General features: G+C 71.9%; 13 protein-coding genes and 1 riboswitch. Of the genes, 7 read left to right on the top strand and 6 right to left on the bottom strand.

All coding sequences use genetic code 11. From position 1 onward, the window contains the following. The 3 genes from GWI24_RS26870 to GWI24_RS26860 form a co-directional block, all read right to left on the bottom strand. Positions 1-950 (bottom strand): 1-phosphofructokinase family hexose kinase (locus GWI24_RS26870; RefSeq protein WP_210948480.1); only part of this gene is annotated, 950 nt, incomplete at its 3' end. Between the two features lie 251 nt (positions 951-1,201). Further along, the gene (nagA, locus tag GWI24_RS26865) at positions 1,202-2,425 is read right to left on the bottom strand and encodes an N-acetylglucosamine-6-phosphate deacetylase (protein ID WP_210948479.1); all 1,224 of its coding nucleotides are present in this window, start codon (positions 2,423-2,425) and stop codon (positions 1,202-1,204) included. Further along, entirely contained in the window at positions 2,425-3,357 is a 933-nt protein-coding gene (locus GWI24_RS26860; RefSeq protein ID WP_210948478.1) for an ROK family protein, read from the bottom strand. Before GWI24_RS26860 ends, nagA begins: the two co-directional genes overlap by 1 nt. 290 nt (positions 3,358-3,647) lie before the next feature. Here GWI24_RS26860 and GWI24_RS26855 point away from each other — a divergent pair, with 290 nt between their 5' ends. The 3 genes from GWI24_RS26855 (at position 3,648) to otsB (ending at position 6,255) form a co-directional block, all read left to right on the top strand. After that, entirely contained in the window at positions 3,648-4,931 is a 1,284-nt protein-coding gene (locus tag GWI24_RS26855; RefSeq protein WP_210948477.1) for an extracellular solute-binding protein, read from the top strand. Next, entirely contained in the window at positions 4,928-5,248 is a 321-nt protein-coding gene (locus GWI24_RS26850; RefSeq protein ID WP_247616939.1) for a DUF3263 domain-containing protein, read from the top strand. Before GWI24_RS26855 ends, GWI24_RS26850 begins: the two co-directional genes overlap by 4 nt. A 143-nt stretch (positions 5,249-5,391) precedes the next feature. Next, complete coding sequence (gene otsB, locus GWI24_RS26845; RefSeq protein WP_247616938.1) at positions 5,392-6,255, top strand: trehalose-phosphatase; 864 nt, start codon at positions 5,392-5,394, stop codon at positions 6,253-6,255. Between the two features lie 662 nt (positions 6,256-6,917). Here the strand turns inward: otsB and GWI24_RS26840 are convergent. Both GWI24_RS26840 and GWI24_RS26835 read right to left on the bottom strand, forming a co-directional pair. Then, the gene (locus tag GWI24_RS26840) at positions 6,918-8,390 is read right to left on the bottom strand and encodes a trehalose-6-phosphate synthase (protein ID WP_210948476.1); all 1,473 of its coding nucleotides are present in this window, start codon (positions 8,388-8,390) and stop codon (positions 6,918-6,920) included. Between the two features lie 183 nt (positions 8,391-8,573). Next, entirely contained in the window at positions 8,574-9,521 is a 948-nt protein-coding gene (locus GWI24_RS26835) for a glucosyl-3-phosphoglycerate synthase (RefSeq protein WP_210948481.1), read from the bottom strand. 190 nt (positions 9,522-9,711) lie between these two features. Continuing rightward, positions 9,712-9,853: riboswitch (SAM riboswitch) on the top strand. 18 nt (positions 9,854-9,871) lie between these two features. On the opposite strand from GWI24_RS26835, the gene thrC reads away from it, so the two are divergent. The 4 genes from thrC (at position 9,872) to groL (ending at position 14,062) form a co-directional block, all read left to right on the top strand. Then, positions 9,872-11,164: a threonine synthase gene (gene thrC / locus GWI24_RS26830; RefSeq protein WP_210948475.1), complete on the top strand. Its 1,293-nt coding sequence runs from the start codon at positions 9,872-9,874 to the stop codon at positions 11,162-11,164. Continuing rightward, positions 11,161-11,439, top strand: a complete 279-nt coding sequence (locus GWI24_RS26825; protein ID WP_037960442.1) for a MoaD/ThiS family protein — start codon at positions 11,161-11,163, stop codon at positions 11,437-11,439. The genes thrC and GWI24_RS26825 overlap by 4 nt, the downstream gene beginning before the upstream one ends. A gap of 408 nt (positions 11,440-11,847) precedes the next feature. Then, positions 11,848-12,054, top strand: coding sequence for a cold-shock protein (locus GWI24_RS26820; protein WP_009716982.1), 207 nt, complete (start codon positions 11,848-11,850; stop codon positions 12,052-12,054). Between the two features lie 382 nt (positions 12,055-12,436). Next, a complete protein-coding gene (gene groL, locus GWI24_RS26815; protein ID WP_020870491.1) occupies positions 12,437-14,062 on the top strand; it encodes a chaperonin GroEL in 1,626 nt (541 codons plus the stop codon). A gap of 124 nt (positions 14,063-14,186) precedes the next feature. On the opposite strand, the gene murQ is transcribed toward groL, so the two are convergent. Continuing rightward, the gene (murQ, locus tag GWI24_RS26810; protein WP_210948474.1) at positions 14,187-15,131 is read right to left on the bottom strand and encodes an N-acetylmuramic acid 6-phosphate etherase; all 945 of its coding nucleotides are present in this window, start codon (positions 15,129-15,131) and stop codon (positions 14,187-14,189) included. Between the last annotated feature and the right edge of the window lie 39 nt (positions 15,132-15,170).

Here is a 15,170-nt window from a genome sequence, read left to right as displayed (position 1 = left end):
GGGTGCTCCGTCACCTCGACCCGCGCCAGCGCCTCGTCGTAGACCGCGGGGTCGAACTCGCCCGCCACCGGGGCCCTTACGGCCGCCGCTGACAGAGCCACCGCGCGGGCCAGCCGGTCCGGCCAGGGCGCCTCCTCGACCAGCCCGGACAGCAGTCCCGCGACCGCCGCGTCCCCGGCGCCCGTCGGATTGCCCGTCAGCCGGTGCGGTGGGCTGGCGCGCCAGGCGCCGTGGGCGGTGACCATGAGCATGCCGTCGGGGCCCAGCGAGGCGGCCACCGCCCGTGCCCCGCGCCGCCGGGCGTCGCGCGCGGCGCGCAGCGGGTCGGTGGAGCCGGTGAGCCCGGCGAGCTCGTCGGCGTTGGGCTTGACGAGGTGGGGGCGGGCGGCGATGCCCCGGCGCAGCGGTTCGCCGCTGGTGTCCAGCAGCGTGGGCACGCCCGCCGCATGCGCCTCCCGGATGAGCTGGGCGTACGTCCCGACGGGGACCCCGGGCGGAAGGCTGCCGCACAGCGCGACCGCCGAGGCCTCGCGCAGCAGCCGGCCGTAACTGTCCATGAAGGTCGACCACTCGGGGGTGGTGACGATCGGGCCCGGCTCGTTGAGCTGGGTGGTGTCGCCCGTGGCGGCGTCCACGACACCGATGGTGCGCCGGGTGGTGCCGGCGATCGGGACCAGCGCGTCGGTGATCGTGCCGCGAGAGCCCATGGGGCCGCCGCCGGGCGTGGCGATCCCGGCGAGCAGCTGCCGCAGCACCGCACCGGTGACCCCGCCGACGAAGCCGGTGACGACGGTGTCATGGCCCAGCGCGGACAGCACCCGGGCCACGTTGAGGCCCTTGCCGCCGGGCCGTTCGGTGACCTCGGTGACGCGGTGGGTGGTGTGCGGGCGCAGTTCCGGCACCCGATAGGTGACGTCGAGGGCGGTGTTGAGCGTGACCGTGAGGATCACCCTGGCATCCCCTCTCCCGTCCCCCCGCCGGACGGAGACTCCTGTGCTGAATGCGACTGTGTGCCGAGCCGTGCCCGTGCCGTACCCGAGCCGTGCCGTACCCGAGCCGTGCGTACCCGAGCCGTGCGTGCCCGTTCCCGTGCCTGAGCGATCATGCCAAAACGAGTGGCTTCGGCCCAGACCTCCGCGTCGTTCCGGGCAGCGTCGGACAGTGTCATCACACCGTCACCGCTGCCTGAAATCAGGGCACTTCAGCCCAGTACGGGATGGACCACCCAAGCGCCCCGGCGCATCACGCCCCGCAGCCGGAAGTCGTCGTCGAGCACGACGAGATCGGCGTCCTTGCCGGGCTCGAGCGAACCCACCCGGTCGGCGATGCCCAGCACCCGGGCGGGGGTCGCGGACAGCGCCCTTACGGTCGCCTCGACGCCGAGCCCGTCGATCGTGACGGCCCGCCGGAAGGCCCGGTCCAGGGTGAGGGTGGAGCCCGCGATGGAACCGGCCGTCGGCCCGTCGCTGATCCGCGCGACACCGTCCTTGACCTCGACCTCCATGGGGCCGAGCGGATAGCGGCCGTCGCTCATGCCCGCCGCGCCCATCGCGTCGGTGATGAAGGCGACCCGGTCCGCGCCCGCCCGGTGGAAGGCCAGCCCCAGGACGGCGGGGTGCAGATGGGTGCCGTCGTTGATCAGCTCTACGGTGATCCGCTCGTCCTCCAGCAGCGCGGCCACCGGGCCGGGGGCGCGGTGCAGCAGCGACGGCATCGCGTTGAACAGGTGGGTCGCCACGGTCGCGCCCGCCTCGACCGCCTCCAGCGTCGCCTCGTACGTCGAGTCGGTGTGGCCGACGGCCGCGAGGACCCCGCTGTCGGCCAGCAGCCGTACGGACTCCAGCCCGCCCGGCAGTTCGGGGGCGAGGGTCATCATCCGAGCGGTGCCGCGCGCCGCGTCCACCAGCTTGCGCACATCCGCCGGATCGGGCGCGCGCAGCAGCGAGGGCTGGTGGGCGCCGCAGCGGTGGGGGGAGATGAACGGCCCCTCGAAGTGGATGCCCGCCAACTCGCCCTGCTCCACCAGCTCCGAGAGGGCGGCGGCCTGCCGGGCGAGGTCGTCCAGGTCGCCGGTGACGGTGGAGGCGAGCATCGTGGTGGTGCCGTGCCGCCGGTGCGTACCGATGGCGGTCAAAGCCTCCTCTGGGGTGCCCGCCGAGAACGAGGCACCGCCGCCGCCGTGCACATGCAGGTCCACGAAGCCGGGGACGATCCAGCCGCCCGCCAGGTCGAGCGCCCGCTCGCCGCCGGAATCCGCGTGGCCGGGCGCGGCATCCGCCGCGGGTCCGGCCGTCGGTCCCGCCGCGGGTCCGGTCGCCGGTCCTGCCGCCGTGATGTGCGTGCCCTCGACCGTCACCCGCCCGCTGTCGACCACGCCGTCCGGCAGGACCACCCGGGCGCCGGTGAGATGCGTTCGCTGGACCATCAGGCGGTTACCTCCGTGGAGAGTCGGTCCCAGGCGAGCAGACCCGCGCCCAGGCAGCCGGCGGTGTCCCCGAGGGCCGCCGGGACGATACGGGGGAGCTGCTGGAAGGTGAGCCGCTCCTCGACCGCGGTGCGCAGCGGCGCGAACAGCGTCTCCCCGGCCTCGGCCAGCCCACCGCCGACGATCAGCACACCGGGGTCCAGCAGGGTGAGGCCGGTGACCAGGCCGTCGGCGAGCGCGCCCACCATCTCCCCCCACACGGCCACGGCCCTGGGATCGCCGGACCGGACGGCCTTGGCGCAGTCGGCGGCGTCGGCGGCCGGATCGCCGCTCGCGGCGGCCCAGGCGCGGCCCACCGCGGCCGCCGAAGCGAGCGTCTCCAGACAGCCGGACTGACCGCAGCCGCAGGCGGCGCCGCCCGGCCGGACGACGATGTGGCCGATCTCGCCGGAGGAGCCATGGGCTCCGGGGTCGATGCGCCCGTCGACGCCGATGGCGCCCGCGATGCCGGTGCCGACGGAGACGAAGAGGAAGCGCCGGGCGCCCTCGCCCGCTCCTATGCGCCCCTCGGCCAGCCCGCCCATCCGGACGTCATGGCCGAGCGCGACCGGGATGCCGCCCAGCCGCTCGGTGAGCAGCGCCCGCAGCGGGACGTCGCGCCAGCCGAGGTTGGCGGCGAAGACGGCCACCCCGCGGTCCTCGTCCAGGACCCCGGGCACGCCGACCCCCGCGGCCAGCGCGGGCCCGCCGAACCGCCGCTCGCCGATCGCGCGCAGCTCGGCGGCGAAGTCGAGGATCGCGGCCACGACCGCCTCGGGTCCGCGCTCCCGCTCGGTGGGCCTCCTGGCCTCGTGGAGGAGTGTGGTGTCCGCCCCGACCAGGGCGGCCTTCATACCGGTGCCGCCCACATCCAGGGCGATGACGTGTTTCACATGGAACAGTCTCGCGCGATCCACCATGAGAGGTCTAGTCCACTCGCCGCTTCTGGTCGGGAGATCACGCCGTTGCCCGTGGGGGAGTTGGTGTGAACCAATCCCTCCGTTTGTGACTGGGTGACACATCCCACTTACGCGTGTAGCACCCCGCTCACCTGGGCAATTGGGCTCTGATACCGAAGCGATACGCCCATGGTGTAGACCTTGTGGAGGTTTACAAGGCAGACTCGCTCGACCTCGGGGGAGGACCCTTGAGGATGAAACAGCCATAGGGTGGGAAAACAGCGGTGCAGCGGCGACGGTTTTTGGGCCTGACAACGGCGGGTGTCGCGGCGGTGGCGACGGCACCAGGACTCACGGCCTGTGGCAGCGACAGCTCCGGCTCCGACGGTGATGTCACCCTGAAGGTGGTCGCGGCCGACTACGGCGACAGCACCGCCAACGGCTCCCAGAAGTACTGGAACAAGGTGGCCCGGGCCTTCGAGGCCAAGAACGGCGGCCTCAAGGTCGACGTCAAGGTCTACAGCTGGACCGAGGTGGACCGGCGGGTGGCCGAGATGGTCAAGAACGGTCAGGCCCCGGACATCGCACAGATCGGCGCGTACGCCGACTACGCCGCGCAGGGCAAGCTCTACCGCGCCGACGAGATGCTCTCCATCCCCACCCAGGCCGGTTTCATCACCTCGATCGCCCATGCGGGTGAGGTGCGGCGGGTGCAGTACGGGGTGCCGTTCGTGGCCAGCGCCCGGCTGCTCTTCTACAACAAGAAGCTCTTCGACCGGGCCGGGATATCCTCCGCCCCCACCAGCTGGGACGAGCTCAAGGAGGCGGCCGTCCGGCTCAAGGCCAATGGGGTGAAGATCCCGTACGGGCTGCCGCTCGGCCCCGAGGAGTGCCAGGCCGAAACCATGATGTGGATGCTCAGCGGCGGTGGCGGCTACACCGACGCCAACGGCAGCTACACCATCGACTCCACCGAGAACATCGAGGCCTTCGAATGGCTGCGGGACGAACTCGTCGGCGCGGACCTCACCGGCCCCGGCTCCCCGGCCCGCACCAACCGGCAGGACACTTTCGACGCCTTCGCCCGCGGCGAGGTCGGCATGCTCAACGGCCATCCCACGCTGATGCAGCAGGCGTCCGGCCACGGCATCGCGTACGGCACCGCACCGCTGCCCGGCCGCAGGGGCAAGTCCCCGTCGACGATGGGCGTCGCCGACTGGCTGATGGCCTTCAAGCAGAACGGCCACCGTAAGGAGATCGGGAAGTTCCTCGACTTCGTCTACACCGAGGACAACGTGCTGGACTTCGTCACCGAGTACGACCTGCTGCCGGTGACCACCGCCGTCGAGCAGACGATGCTCGGCGACCGTGAGTACAAGCGGCTGTGGCGGTTCCTGGACGAGCTGGAGAGCGCGGAGTTCTACCCGGCCGACAAGACCTCCTGGGCGGAGGTCAGCAAGCTGATCAAGCAGAAGATCGGCTCGACCGTGGCCAAGGGCGGCGACCCGGCGAGCGTGCTGGGCCAGATCCAGCGCGAGGCCGACGCCATGGAGAATGCGGGGGCATGACAGTGGACACGCCCGGCCCCGGCCCTTCCGACGACCCCGCCGACCAGGTCGAGGACCAGGGGCGGGAGCGGGATCAGGAGCCGGCTCCGGATGCCGGGCTGTCAGAGCGCGACCTGGCCGTGCTCGCCGTGGAGCGGCGTGGCTGGCCGGGCCCCGGCGCCAAGGAGCGGGCGATACGGGAGCGGTTGGGCCTCTCCCCGACCCGCTACTACCAGCTGCTGAACGCGCTGCTGGACGACCCCAGGGCCCTGGAGCACGACCCGGTGACCGTCAACCGGCTGCGCCGGATCAGGGACGAGCGCCGCGAACGGCGCTGACGCGCATCGGCGGCGGGACGGCCGGGGCGCGTTCATCGGCCGGGCGCGCGCGAGCCGTTCACCGGGCGGGTGCCCGGGGGCGTTCATCGGGGGGACGCTCGGGCGAAGCCCGCCGTGCCGCCGGGCCCGGTAGGGTCACCGCCATGGGCAGCGCTATGGGAAGTCACCCCGTCCCCGTACCCACCACCGCCGCCGGCCGTGAGGGCCTCGCCGCCCTCCTCGAACGGCCCGGCCGCGCCGTCGTCGGACTCGACTTCGACGGCACCCTCGCCGAGATCGTCCCCGACCCCGACCAGGCCCGCGCCCACCCCGGCGCCGTCCCCGCGCTCTCCCGGCTGGCCCCGCGGATCCGCTCGATCGCGGTGATCACCGGACGCCCGGCCGAGATCGCCGTACGGTACGGCGGCTTCGCCGGGGCCGAGGGGCTGGACGGGCTCGTCGTCCTCGGCCTCTACGGCGCCGAGCGCTGGGACGCGGGCAGCGGCGAGGTCCAGGCGCCCGACCCGCACCCCGGCGTCGCCGCCGTCCAGGCCGAACTCCCCGCCGTCCTCGAGGAGCACGGCGCCTCGCGCGGTACGTGGATCGAGGACAAGGGCCGCGCCGTCGCCGTTCACACCCGCCGCGCCGAGGCCCCCCAGGCCACGTTCGAGCGGCTGCGCGCGCCGCTGCACGCGCTCGCCGAGCGCCATGGGCTGATCGTCGAGCCCGGCCGCTTCGTGCTGGAGCTGCGGCCGCCGGGCATGGACAAGGGCGTGGCGCTCACCGAGTACGTACGGCGGACGGGCGCGGAAGCCGTGCTCTACGCGGGCGACGACCTGGGCGACCTGGCCGCGTTCGCGGCGGTGGAGCGGTTGCGCGAGGAGGGCGTGCCGGGGGTGCTGGTGTGCAGCGGCAGCACGGAGGTGACCGAGCTCGCCAAGCGGGCCGACCTGGTGGTCGACGGCCCGGCGGGCGTGGTGGAGCTGCTGTCGGCCCTGGCCGCCGCGGTCAGCGACGAAGCCGCGTAGGGCTCGGCGGGACAGCGCCTGGCACCCGGGCCGCGCCCGTAAGCCGGGCTGTGCCCGGCACCCGGGCCGCGCCTGTAAGCCGGGTCGTGCCTGGCACCCGGGCCGTGCCCGGCACGGTCGTGCCTGGCACCCGGGCCGTGCCCGGCACGGTCGTGCCTGGCACCCGGGTCGCGCCTGTAAGCCGGGTCGTGCCTGGCGCCCGGGGCGCGTCCGTAAGCCGGGTCGTGTCCGGCACCTGGGTCGTGCCTGGCACCCGGGTCGTGCCTGGCACCCGGGCCGTGCCGGGCTCCCGGGCCGCGCCCGTAAGCCGGGCCGTGCCGGGCACCCGGGTCGTGCCTGGCGCCCGGGCCGCGCCTGTAAGCCGGGTCGTGCCCGGCACCCGGGTCGTGCCGGGCACCCGGGCCGCGCCTGGCGCCCGGGTCGTGCCTGGCACCCGGGTCGCGTCCGTAAGCCGGGTCGTGTCCGGCACCCGGGTCGCGTCCGTAAGCCGGGTCGTGCCCGGCACCCGGGTTGCGCTGGTCACCCGGGCCGCGCCTGGCGCCCGGATCGCGCCTGGCGCCCGGGCCGCGCCTGTAAGCCGGGTCGTGCCTGGCGCCCGGGTCGCGCTGGTCACCCGGGTCACGCCTGGCGCCCGGGGCGCGCTGGTCACCCGGACCAAGCCGTCACAGCGCCCGCAGCTGCGCCAGGAACCACGCTTGTGGCGGTAGCGCGATCGCCGCGGCGGCGAGCCGCTTCGTGCGGTCCGCGCGCTCGGCGTCGCTCATGCGCAGCGCCTCGTGGAGCGCCCGGGCCGTGCCCTCCACGTCGTACGGGTTCACCACCAGCGCGTCCTCGCCCAGCTCGGCGTACGCGCCCGCCTCCCGGGACAGCACCAGCGCGCAGCCCCGCTCGGAGACCACCGGGACCTCCTTGGCCACCAGGTTCATCCCGTCCCGGATGGGGTTGACCAGCGCCACGTCCGCCAGCCGGTAGGCCGCGAGGGACCGGGCGAAGTCGTCCTTCACATGCAGGGCGACCGGAGTCCAGCCCTCCGTGCCGTACTCCTCGTTGATCTCGTCCGCGATCCGTCGCACCCGCTCGGTGTAGTCGCGGTAGACCGCGAGGTCCTGGCGCGAGGGGTAGGCGAAGGCCACGTGCACCACGCGCTCGCGCCACTCGGGGCGGGTCTCCAGCAGCCGCCGGTAGGCCAGCAGCCCGCGCACGATGTTCTTGGACAGCTCGGTGCGGTCCACCCGGACGATCGACTTCCGGCCCGGCCCGATCTGCGCCCGCAGACTGCTCAGCCGTTCGTCCACATCGGCCTGGCGCGACCGCTCCCGCAGGAAGTCCGCGTCGGCGCCCAGGCCGTGGACGCCCAGCCGGGTCTCCCGGCCCTCGAAGCGCACGGCCGTCACCGTGCCACCACCGTCGCCGTCCCCACCCCCGTCCCGGACGATCTCCGCACCCAGCACCGCCTCGCAGCAGTCGGCGAAGGCGGTGGCCCAGCGCTCGGTGTGGAACGCGGCGCGGTCGCTGCCGAGGATGCCGCGCAGCACACTCGCCGCGACCTCGTCCGGCAGCAGCCGGTAGTAGTCCGGCGGGGCCCAGGGGGTGTGGCAGAAGTGGCCGATCCGCAGATCGGGGCGGCGCTCGCGGAGCATCGCGGGCACCAGCGCCAGGTGGTAGTCCTGCACCAGGACGACGGCCTCGTCCACCGCCTCCTGGGCGAGCGCGTCCGCGAAGGCCGCGTTATAGCTCTCGTAGGCCGCCCACTGCTCGGTGAACTCCGCGTCGAAGACCGGCTCGACCGGGGTCTGGTAGAGCAGATGGTGGATGAACCACAGCACCGAATTGGCGACGCCGTTGTACGCGGCGGCGAAGACGTCCGGCGCGATGTCGAGCATCCGCACCTGCTGGCCGCCGGTGTCACCGGGGTTCAGATGGCTGTCCCCGGCCCGCCGGGCCGCCTCGCGGTCGCCCTCGCCGAGCGCCGCGCACACCCACACCCCGCCCGATTCGGGGCCGATCGCGCTGAGCCCGGAGACCAGCCCGCCACCGCCGCGCCGGGCGGTGAGCGAGCCGTCCTCGCCCAGGGTGTACGAGACCGGGCCGCGGTTGGACGCGACCAGGATCGGAGCGGTGCGCGGAACTACCATGTCGCGAGCCTAGCCAGGCGCGGCCCCGCGCAAACGTACGTACGGTTTCTTGCCCCGTAGGTGCTATTCCGGTTCCGGCCACGTAAGCGCCAAGACGCCATTCCTCCGTGGGCGCCAGGGCGCTGTCCCTCCGTGGGTGGCCAGAGCGCTGTCCCTCCGTGGGCGCCTAGCCGCAGCCCGGCGTCACGCCGCGCGCCGCGCCGTGTACTCCGGGATCTCGATCATCGGCGGCCGCTCCTCGGTGTCCACCGCCGTGGTGCGCGGCTCGAAGCCGTTCTCGCCCCGGTCGAACTGGGTCAGTCGCGGCCGCACCAAGTGGCCCCGGGCCAGCCGCAGCTGCGCCGTGCGGTAGATCGCGGCCGCCATCCGGCCGAGCGCCTGCCCGTCCTGGTGGCGGTGTTTGCGCACCCCGATGTCCACCTGGCCGAGCGCGTCGAGCCCCACCGTGTGCAGCGCGTCCACCAGCAGCCCCAGCTCGACGCCGTAGCCGACCGGGAAGGGCAGCCGCTCCAGCAGCGAGCGGCGCGCCGCGTACTCCCCGCCCAGCGGCTGGACGAACCCGGCCAGCTGGGGCCAGTGCAGATTCAGCAGCGGTCGGGCGACCAGCTCGGTGACCCGGCCGCCCTGGCCCGCCATCTCGCCGAGCGGGCGGTCGTACATGCCCTTCACCAGCTGCAGCGCGGGGTCGGTCAGCAGCGGACCGACGATCCCCGAGACAAAGCGCGGTTCGAATTCCCGCAGGTCGGCGTCGATGAAGCAGACGATGTCGCCGCTCGTGGCGAGCAGGGACCGCCACAGCACCTCGCCCTTGCCGGGCAGCGCGGGCAGCCGGGGCAGCAGCGAGTCACGGGGGACGACGGTGGCGCCCGCCGCCGCGGCGACCTCGGCGGTGCGGTCCGTGGAACCGGAGTCCAGTACCACCAGCTCGTCCACCAGCGGCATCGCCTCGCTCATCAGCTCACGCCGGATCGTGTCGGCGATCTCGCCGACCGTGGCCTCCTCGTTCAGGGCGGGCAGGACCACGCTCACGCTCGTCGCCGCGGCCCGCTTCGCGGCCAGCAGGCGACCCAGCGGACGGTCGTCGGCCGACCAGGAGCGACGCTTCAGCCAGCGCTCCACCTCATCCAGCACCTGTGTGTCTCCCCTGCTGTGATCGCTGTGATCCATCTCGCGCATCGGACGGCTACCTCAACCATCCGGGCCTTCGGTTACAGTCTTGAACAACGCGCATGACCGTCGTATGTCGGGGTCGACCTCGATGTTTACCGACGTACCGATGACGCTCATGCTGACAAACGCCCGGGTCCGCCCGGTGCCATACCGCTCATCCAGAGGGGCAGAGGGAACGGCCCGTTGAAGCCCCGGCAACCCTCCAGCTGATCTCGCATTCCGCAGCGAGGCTCCCAGCTCGGGAAGGTGCCAATTCCGTCTCGTGGCGAAATGCGTCGCGAGGAAGATGAGGAGAAAGGGCCTCGCCATCCATGGCCGTGCAGTCAGTAGAAAGCTCAACCACCTCCTCCACCTCCGGTGCCTTCGGCCCCGCGGTCGCATTGTCCTGCCGGGAGTGCGGTGAGCGCTTCGAGCTGGGTCCGATCTTCGCGTGCGAGGCCTGTTTCGGGCCCCTCGAGGTCGCGTACGAGCTCCCGGCCGGCGACCCGGAGGGGCTGCGCCGACGCATCGAGGCCGGTCCGAACAGCATCTGGCGCTATGCCCCGCTGCTGCCCGTCCCGGCGGACGTGGCGGATCTGCCGAGCCTGAACCCCGGCTTCACCCAGCTGGTCAAGGCCGACAACCTCGCCCGTGAGCTCGGCGTCACCGGTGAGCTGCACATCAAGGACGACTCCGGGAACCCGACCCACTCCTTCAAGGACCGGGTCGTCGCCATCGCCGTCCAGGCCGCCCGCACCTTCGGCTTCACCACCCTCTCCTGCTCCTCCACCGGCAACCTCGCCGGTGCGGTGGGCGCCGCGGCCGCCCGCGCGGGCTTCCGCTCCTGCGTCTTCATCCCGCACGACCTGGAGGCGGGCAAGGTCGTCATGGCCGCGGTCTACGGCGGCGACCTGGTCGGCATCGAGGGCACCTACGACGACGTCAACCGCTTCTGCAGCGAGCTGATCGGCGACCCGGCGGGCGAGGGCTGGGGCTTCGTCAACGTCAATCTGCGGCCGTACTACGGCGAGGGCTCCAAGACCCTGGCGTACGAGATCTGCGAGCAGCTCGGCTGGCGGCTGCCGGACCAGATCGTCGTCCCGATCGCCTCCGGCTCCCAGCTCACCAAGATCGACAAGGGGCTGAAGGAGCTGATCGCGATCGGTCTGGTCGAGGACAGGCCCTACAAGATCTTCGGCGCCCAGGCCGAGGGCTGCTCCCCGGTCTCCGCCGCCTTCAAGGCCGGCCATGACGTCGTCCGGCCGCAGAAGCCGCGGACCATCGCCAAGTCGCTGGCCATCGGCAACCCCGCGGACGGCCCGTACGTCCTGGACATCGCCCGCCGTACGGGCGGCGCGGTGGAGGACGTGAACGACGAGCAGATCGTCGACGCCATCAAGCTGCTGGCCCGCACCGAGGGGATCTTCGCGGAGACCGCGGGCGGCGTGACCGTCGGCGTGACCAAGAAGCTGATCGAGGACGGTCTGCTCGATCCGTCCCTGACGACCGTCGTGCTCAACACCGGCGACGGCCTCAAGACCCTCGACGCGGTGGCCCCCACCACGGGTCCCTCCGCCATCATCCGCCCCACCCTTGACTCGTTCCGAGAGGCTGGCCTCGCATGAGCGTCAACGTCCGAATCCCGACCATCCTCCGCACCTACACCGGCGGCCAGGCCGAGGTCCCGGCCGAGGGCGCGACCCTCGCCGAGGTCCTGGCGGACCTGGAGAAGAACCACGCGGGCATCTCGGCCCGCGTCCTGGATGACACCGGCAAGCTCCGCCGCTTCGTGAACGTCTACGTCAACGACGACGACGTCCGCTTCGCCGACGGCCTGGCCACGGCGACCCCGGACGGTGCCGGGATCTCGATCATCCCGGCGGTCGCGGGCGGCTGCTGACCCCGCGTCCCCCTCCTCACCTTTGGCATCGCCCCGTCCGGGGACAACCGGACGGGGCGATTCCGTGTGTGGAATCGCGATACAGTTGCCCGGATTCCCCGAGGGCTCCGGGGTCGGAGCCACATATGAGAACTCGTCAAGTTGTGCGTAAAGTGTGAGCACGAATTGTCGGGTTGGTTCCTTATGTCCGGTCCGGCTTGCCCGAACTTCACATAATTTCTCACTTTTAACCGTTCGACCGTGCCCAGAATTCTCGTCCGATTGACCTGTTGCAGAGGGCGTTGGGACGGATACATTCAGCGGCGGTCGACGCGTTCCGGCGCACACCCCCCACATCCGGGGGGTGAGGTCTGACCCGGGTCCGCGGAGTGCGGTCCTGCGCAAGGGCCAGCAATAGGGGAGTTAGGAATGGCTCAGGGCACCGTCAAGTGGTTCAACGCGGAGAAGGGGTACGGCTTCATCGCGGTCGACGGTGGTGCGGACGTGTTCGTCCACTACAGCGCGATCCAGATGGACGGGTACCGCACCCTCGAGGAAGGCCAGCGGGTCGAGTTCGAGATCTCGCAGGGTCAGAAGGGCCCGCAGGCCGACATGGTCCGCGTGGCCGTAGGCTGACGCGCCGACGCGACGCAGCTGAAACGAACAGTCAGAAGGGTCCGTGTCCCTGACGGGGTACGGACCCTTCGGCATGCCCGGGTCTTCGGCATGCCCGGGTACCCATGCATCCCCACCACCCCTTTAGGAGCCCTTCGGGCGCTTGCGCCCACCCGTCGCCCGACCGCCACCCCTCAAGGACGCCCTTCGGGCGCTTGCACTCGATGGGCCCGAGTGCTAATCATTGGCGTTAGCACTCTGACGTTGAGAGTGACAGAAGGACCGGGTCGGTGAGGCCCGCCAGGCCATGCGGGGCAAGGAACCGCGCGGCAGGTAGGCCGTCCGTCGCGGGCGCCAGCGCGGTCCGGAGCAATCCACCCCGTCTCTGGGAGGACCACTTCACATGGCCAAGATCATCGCGTTCGACGAGGAGGCGCGGCGCGGCCTCGAGCGCGGGATGAACCAGCTCGCCGACGCCGTCAAGGTCACCCTCGGCCCCAAGGGCCGTAACGTCGTCCTCGAGAAGAAGTGGGGCGCCCCCACGATCACCAACGATGGTGTGTCCATCGCCAAGGAGATCGAGCTCGAGGACGCGTACGAGAAGATCGGCGCCGAGCTGGTCAAGGAGGTCGCGAAGAAGACGGACGACGTCGCCGGTGACGGCACGACGACCGCGACCGTCCTCGCCCAGGCGCTGGTCAAGGAGGGCCTCCGCAACGTCGCCGCGGGCGCCAACCCGATGGCGCTCAAGCGCGGTATCGAGAAGGCCGTCGAGGCCGTCTCCGCCCAGCTGCTCGAGCAGGCCAAGGACGTGGAGACCAAGGAGCAGATCGCCTCCACCGCCTCCATCTCCGCCGCCGACACCCAGATCGGTGAGCTCATCGCCGAGGCGATGGACAAGGTCGGCAAGGAAGGTGTCATCACCGTCGAGGAGTCGCAGACCTTCGGGCTCGAGCTCGAGCTCACCGAGGGCATGCGCTTCGACAAGGGCTACATCTCCCCGTACTTCGCGACGGACATGGAGCGTATGGAGGCGTCGCTCGACGACCCGTACATCCTGATCGTCAACTCCAAGATCAGCAGCGTGAAGGACCTCCTCCCGCTGCTCGAGAAGGTCATGCAGTCGGGCAAGCCGCTGCTGATCATCGCCGAGGACGTCGAGGGCGAGGCCCTGGCGACCCTGGTCGTCAACAAGATCCGTGGCACCTTCAAGTCCGTCGCCGTCAAGGCCCCGGGCTTCGGTGACCGCCGTAAGGCCATGCTCGGTGACATCGCCATCCTTACCGGTGGCACCGTCATCTCCGAGGAGGTCGGCCTCAAGCTGGAGAACGCCGGTCTCGACCTGCTCGGCCGTGCCCGCAAGATCACGGTCACCAAGGACGAGACCACGATCGTGGACGGCGCCGGCGACACCGAGCAGGTGCAGGGCCGCGTCAACCAGATCCGCGCCGAGATCGAGTCCTCGGACTCGGACTACGACCGCGAGAAGCTCCAGGAGCGCCTGGCGAAGCTGGCCGGCGGCGTGGCCGTCATCAAGGCCGGTGCCGCCACCGAGGTGGAGCTCAAGGAGCGCAAGCACCGCATCGAGGACGCGGTGCGCAACGCCAAGGCCGCCGTCGAGGAGGGCATCGTCGCCGGTGGTGGCGTGGCCCTGCTCCAGACCGTATCGGTCTTCGAGAAGCTGGAGCTCGAGGGCGACGAGGCCACCGGTGCCCAGGCCGTGCGCCTGGCCCTGGAGGCCCCGCTGAAGCAGATCGCGGTGAACGCCGGTCTCGAGGGCGGCGTCGTGGTCGAGAAGGTGCGCAACCTGACTCCGGGTCACGGCCTCAACGCCGCGACCGGTGAGTACGTGGACCTGATCGCCGAGGGCATCATCGACCCGGCCAAGGTCACGCGCTCCGCGCTGCAGAACGCCGCGTCGATCGCCGCGCTGTTCCTCACCACCGAGGCCGTCATCGCCGACAAGCCGGAGAAGGCCGCCCCGGCGGGCGCTCCGGGCGGCATGCCGGGCGGTGACATGGACTTCTGATCGACTCGGCGCGTTCGTTCGCCGGTCGGTCGTACCGTCCAGACGTCGGGGCGGCACCCTCTCCCAGGGGTGCCGCCCCGACGGCGTATCCGGGCCCGTGCGGATGCGGGGCCCAGCCCCGGGCTCACCCCGTGGCCGACCCCGTGGCCGCATCCAGGGCGGCGCGGAGATGGCCGTGCGCCTCGGCGAGGAGCTTCTCGGCGGTCGGGGCGTCCACCTCGCCCAGGATGGTGAGGATCGCGTTCTTCACCTCGCCGTCCGTGGCCGCCAGCGCGCTCTCGATCCGCTCGTCGGAGGCGCCGGTCGCCAGGAAGACGATCCTCCGCGAACGGGCGCGCAGCTTGTCGTTGGAGGCGCGCACATCGACCATCAGGTTCCCGAAGGTCTTGCCCAGCCGGATCATGGTGATGGTCGAGATCATGTTGAGCACCAGCTTCTGGGCCGTGCCCGCCTTCAGCCGGGTCGAGCCGGTGAGCAGCTCCGGCCCCACGATGATCTCGATGCCGTGGTCGGCCGCGGCGGCGAGCGCCGATCCGGCGTTGCAGGACAGCCCGACGGTGAGCGCGCCGCGCCGCCGGGCGTGTTCGACCGCGCCCACGGCGTACGGGGTGCGGCCGGAGGCCGAGACGCCGACCACGGTGTCGTCCGGCCCGATCCCGAGCCGGTCGAGGTCCCGGGCGGCCAGCTCCTCGCTGTCCTCCGCGCCCTCGACCGAGGTCACCATGGCGTCCGGGCCGCCCGCGATCACCCCGACGACCTGCTCGGGCCGGGTGTTGAAGGTGGGCGGGCACTCACTCGCGTCGAGCACCCCGAGCCGTCCTGCGGTGCCCGCGCCCGTATAGAGGAGGCGGCCGCCACGGGACATCCGCGCGGCGATGGCGTCGATGACGGCGGCGATACGGGGGAGCTGACCGGCGACGGCGGTGGGGACGGCGGCGTCCTCCGCGTTCATGATCCGGGCGATCTCGAGGGTTTCGAGCCGGTCGATCTCGGCGAGTTCGGGGCGGAACGCCTCGGTGGTCAGGGTGTCGAGCTGGGCGCGGAGCCGTGCGGAGTCGGCGGTAGTCATGGCGAAGCGGCTCTTTCCGGTACGTCAGCGTGAGGGTGG

Source organism: Streptomyces sp. MK37H, from assembly GCF_018035285.1.
In the GTDB taxonomy this organism is placed as follows: domain Bacteria; phylum Actinomycetota; class Actinomycetes; order Streptomycetales; family Streptomycetaceae; genus Streptomyces; species Streptomyces endocoffeicus.
The sequence above is the reverse complement of the archived record's forward strand: the minus strand, read 5'-3'. Positions and strand labels throughout refer to the sequence as shown.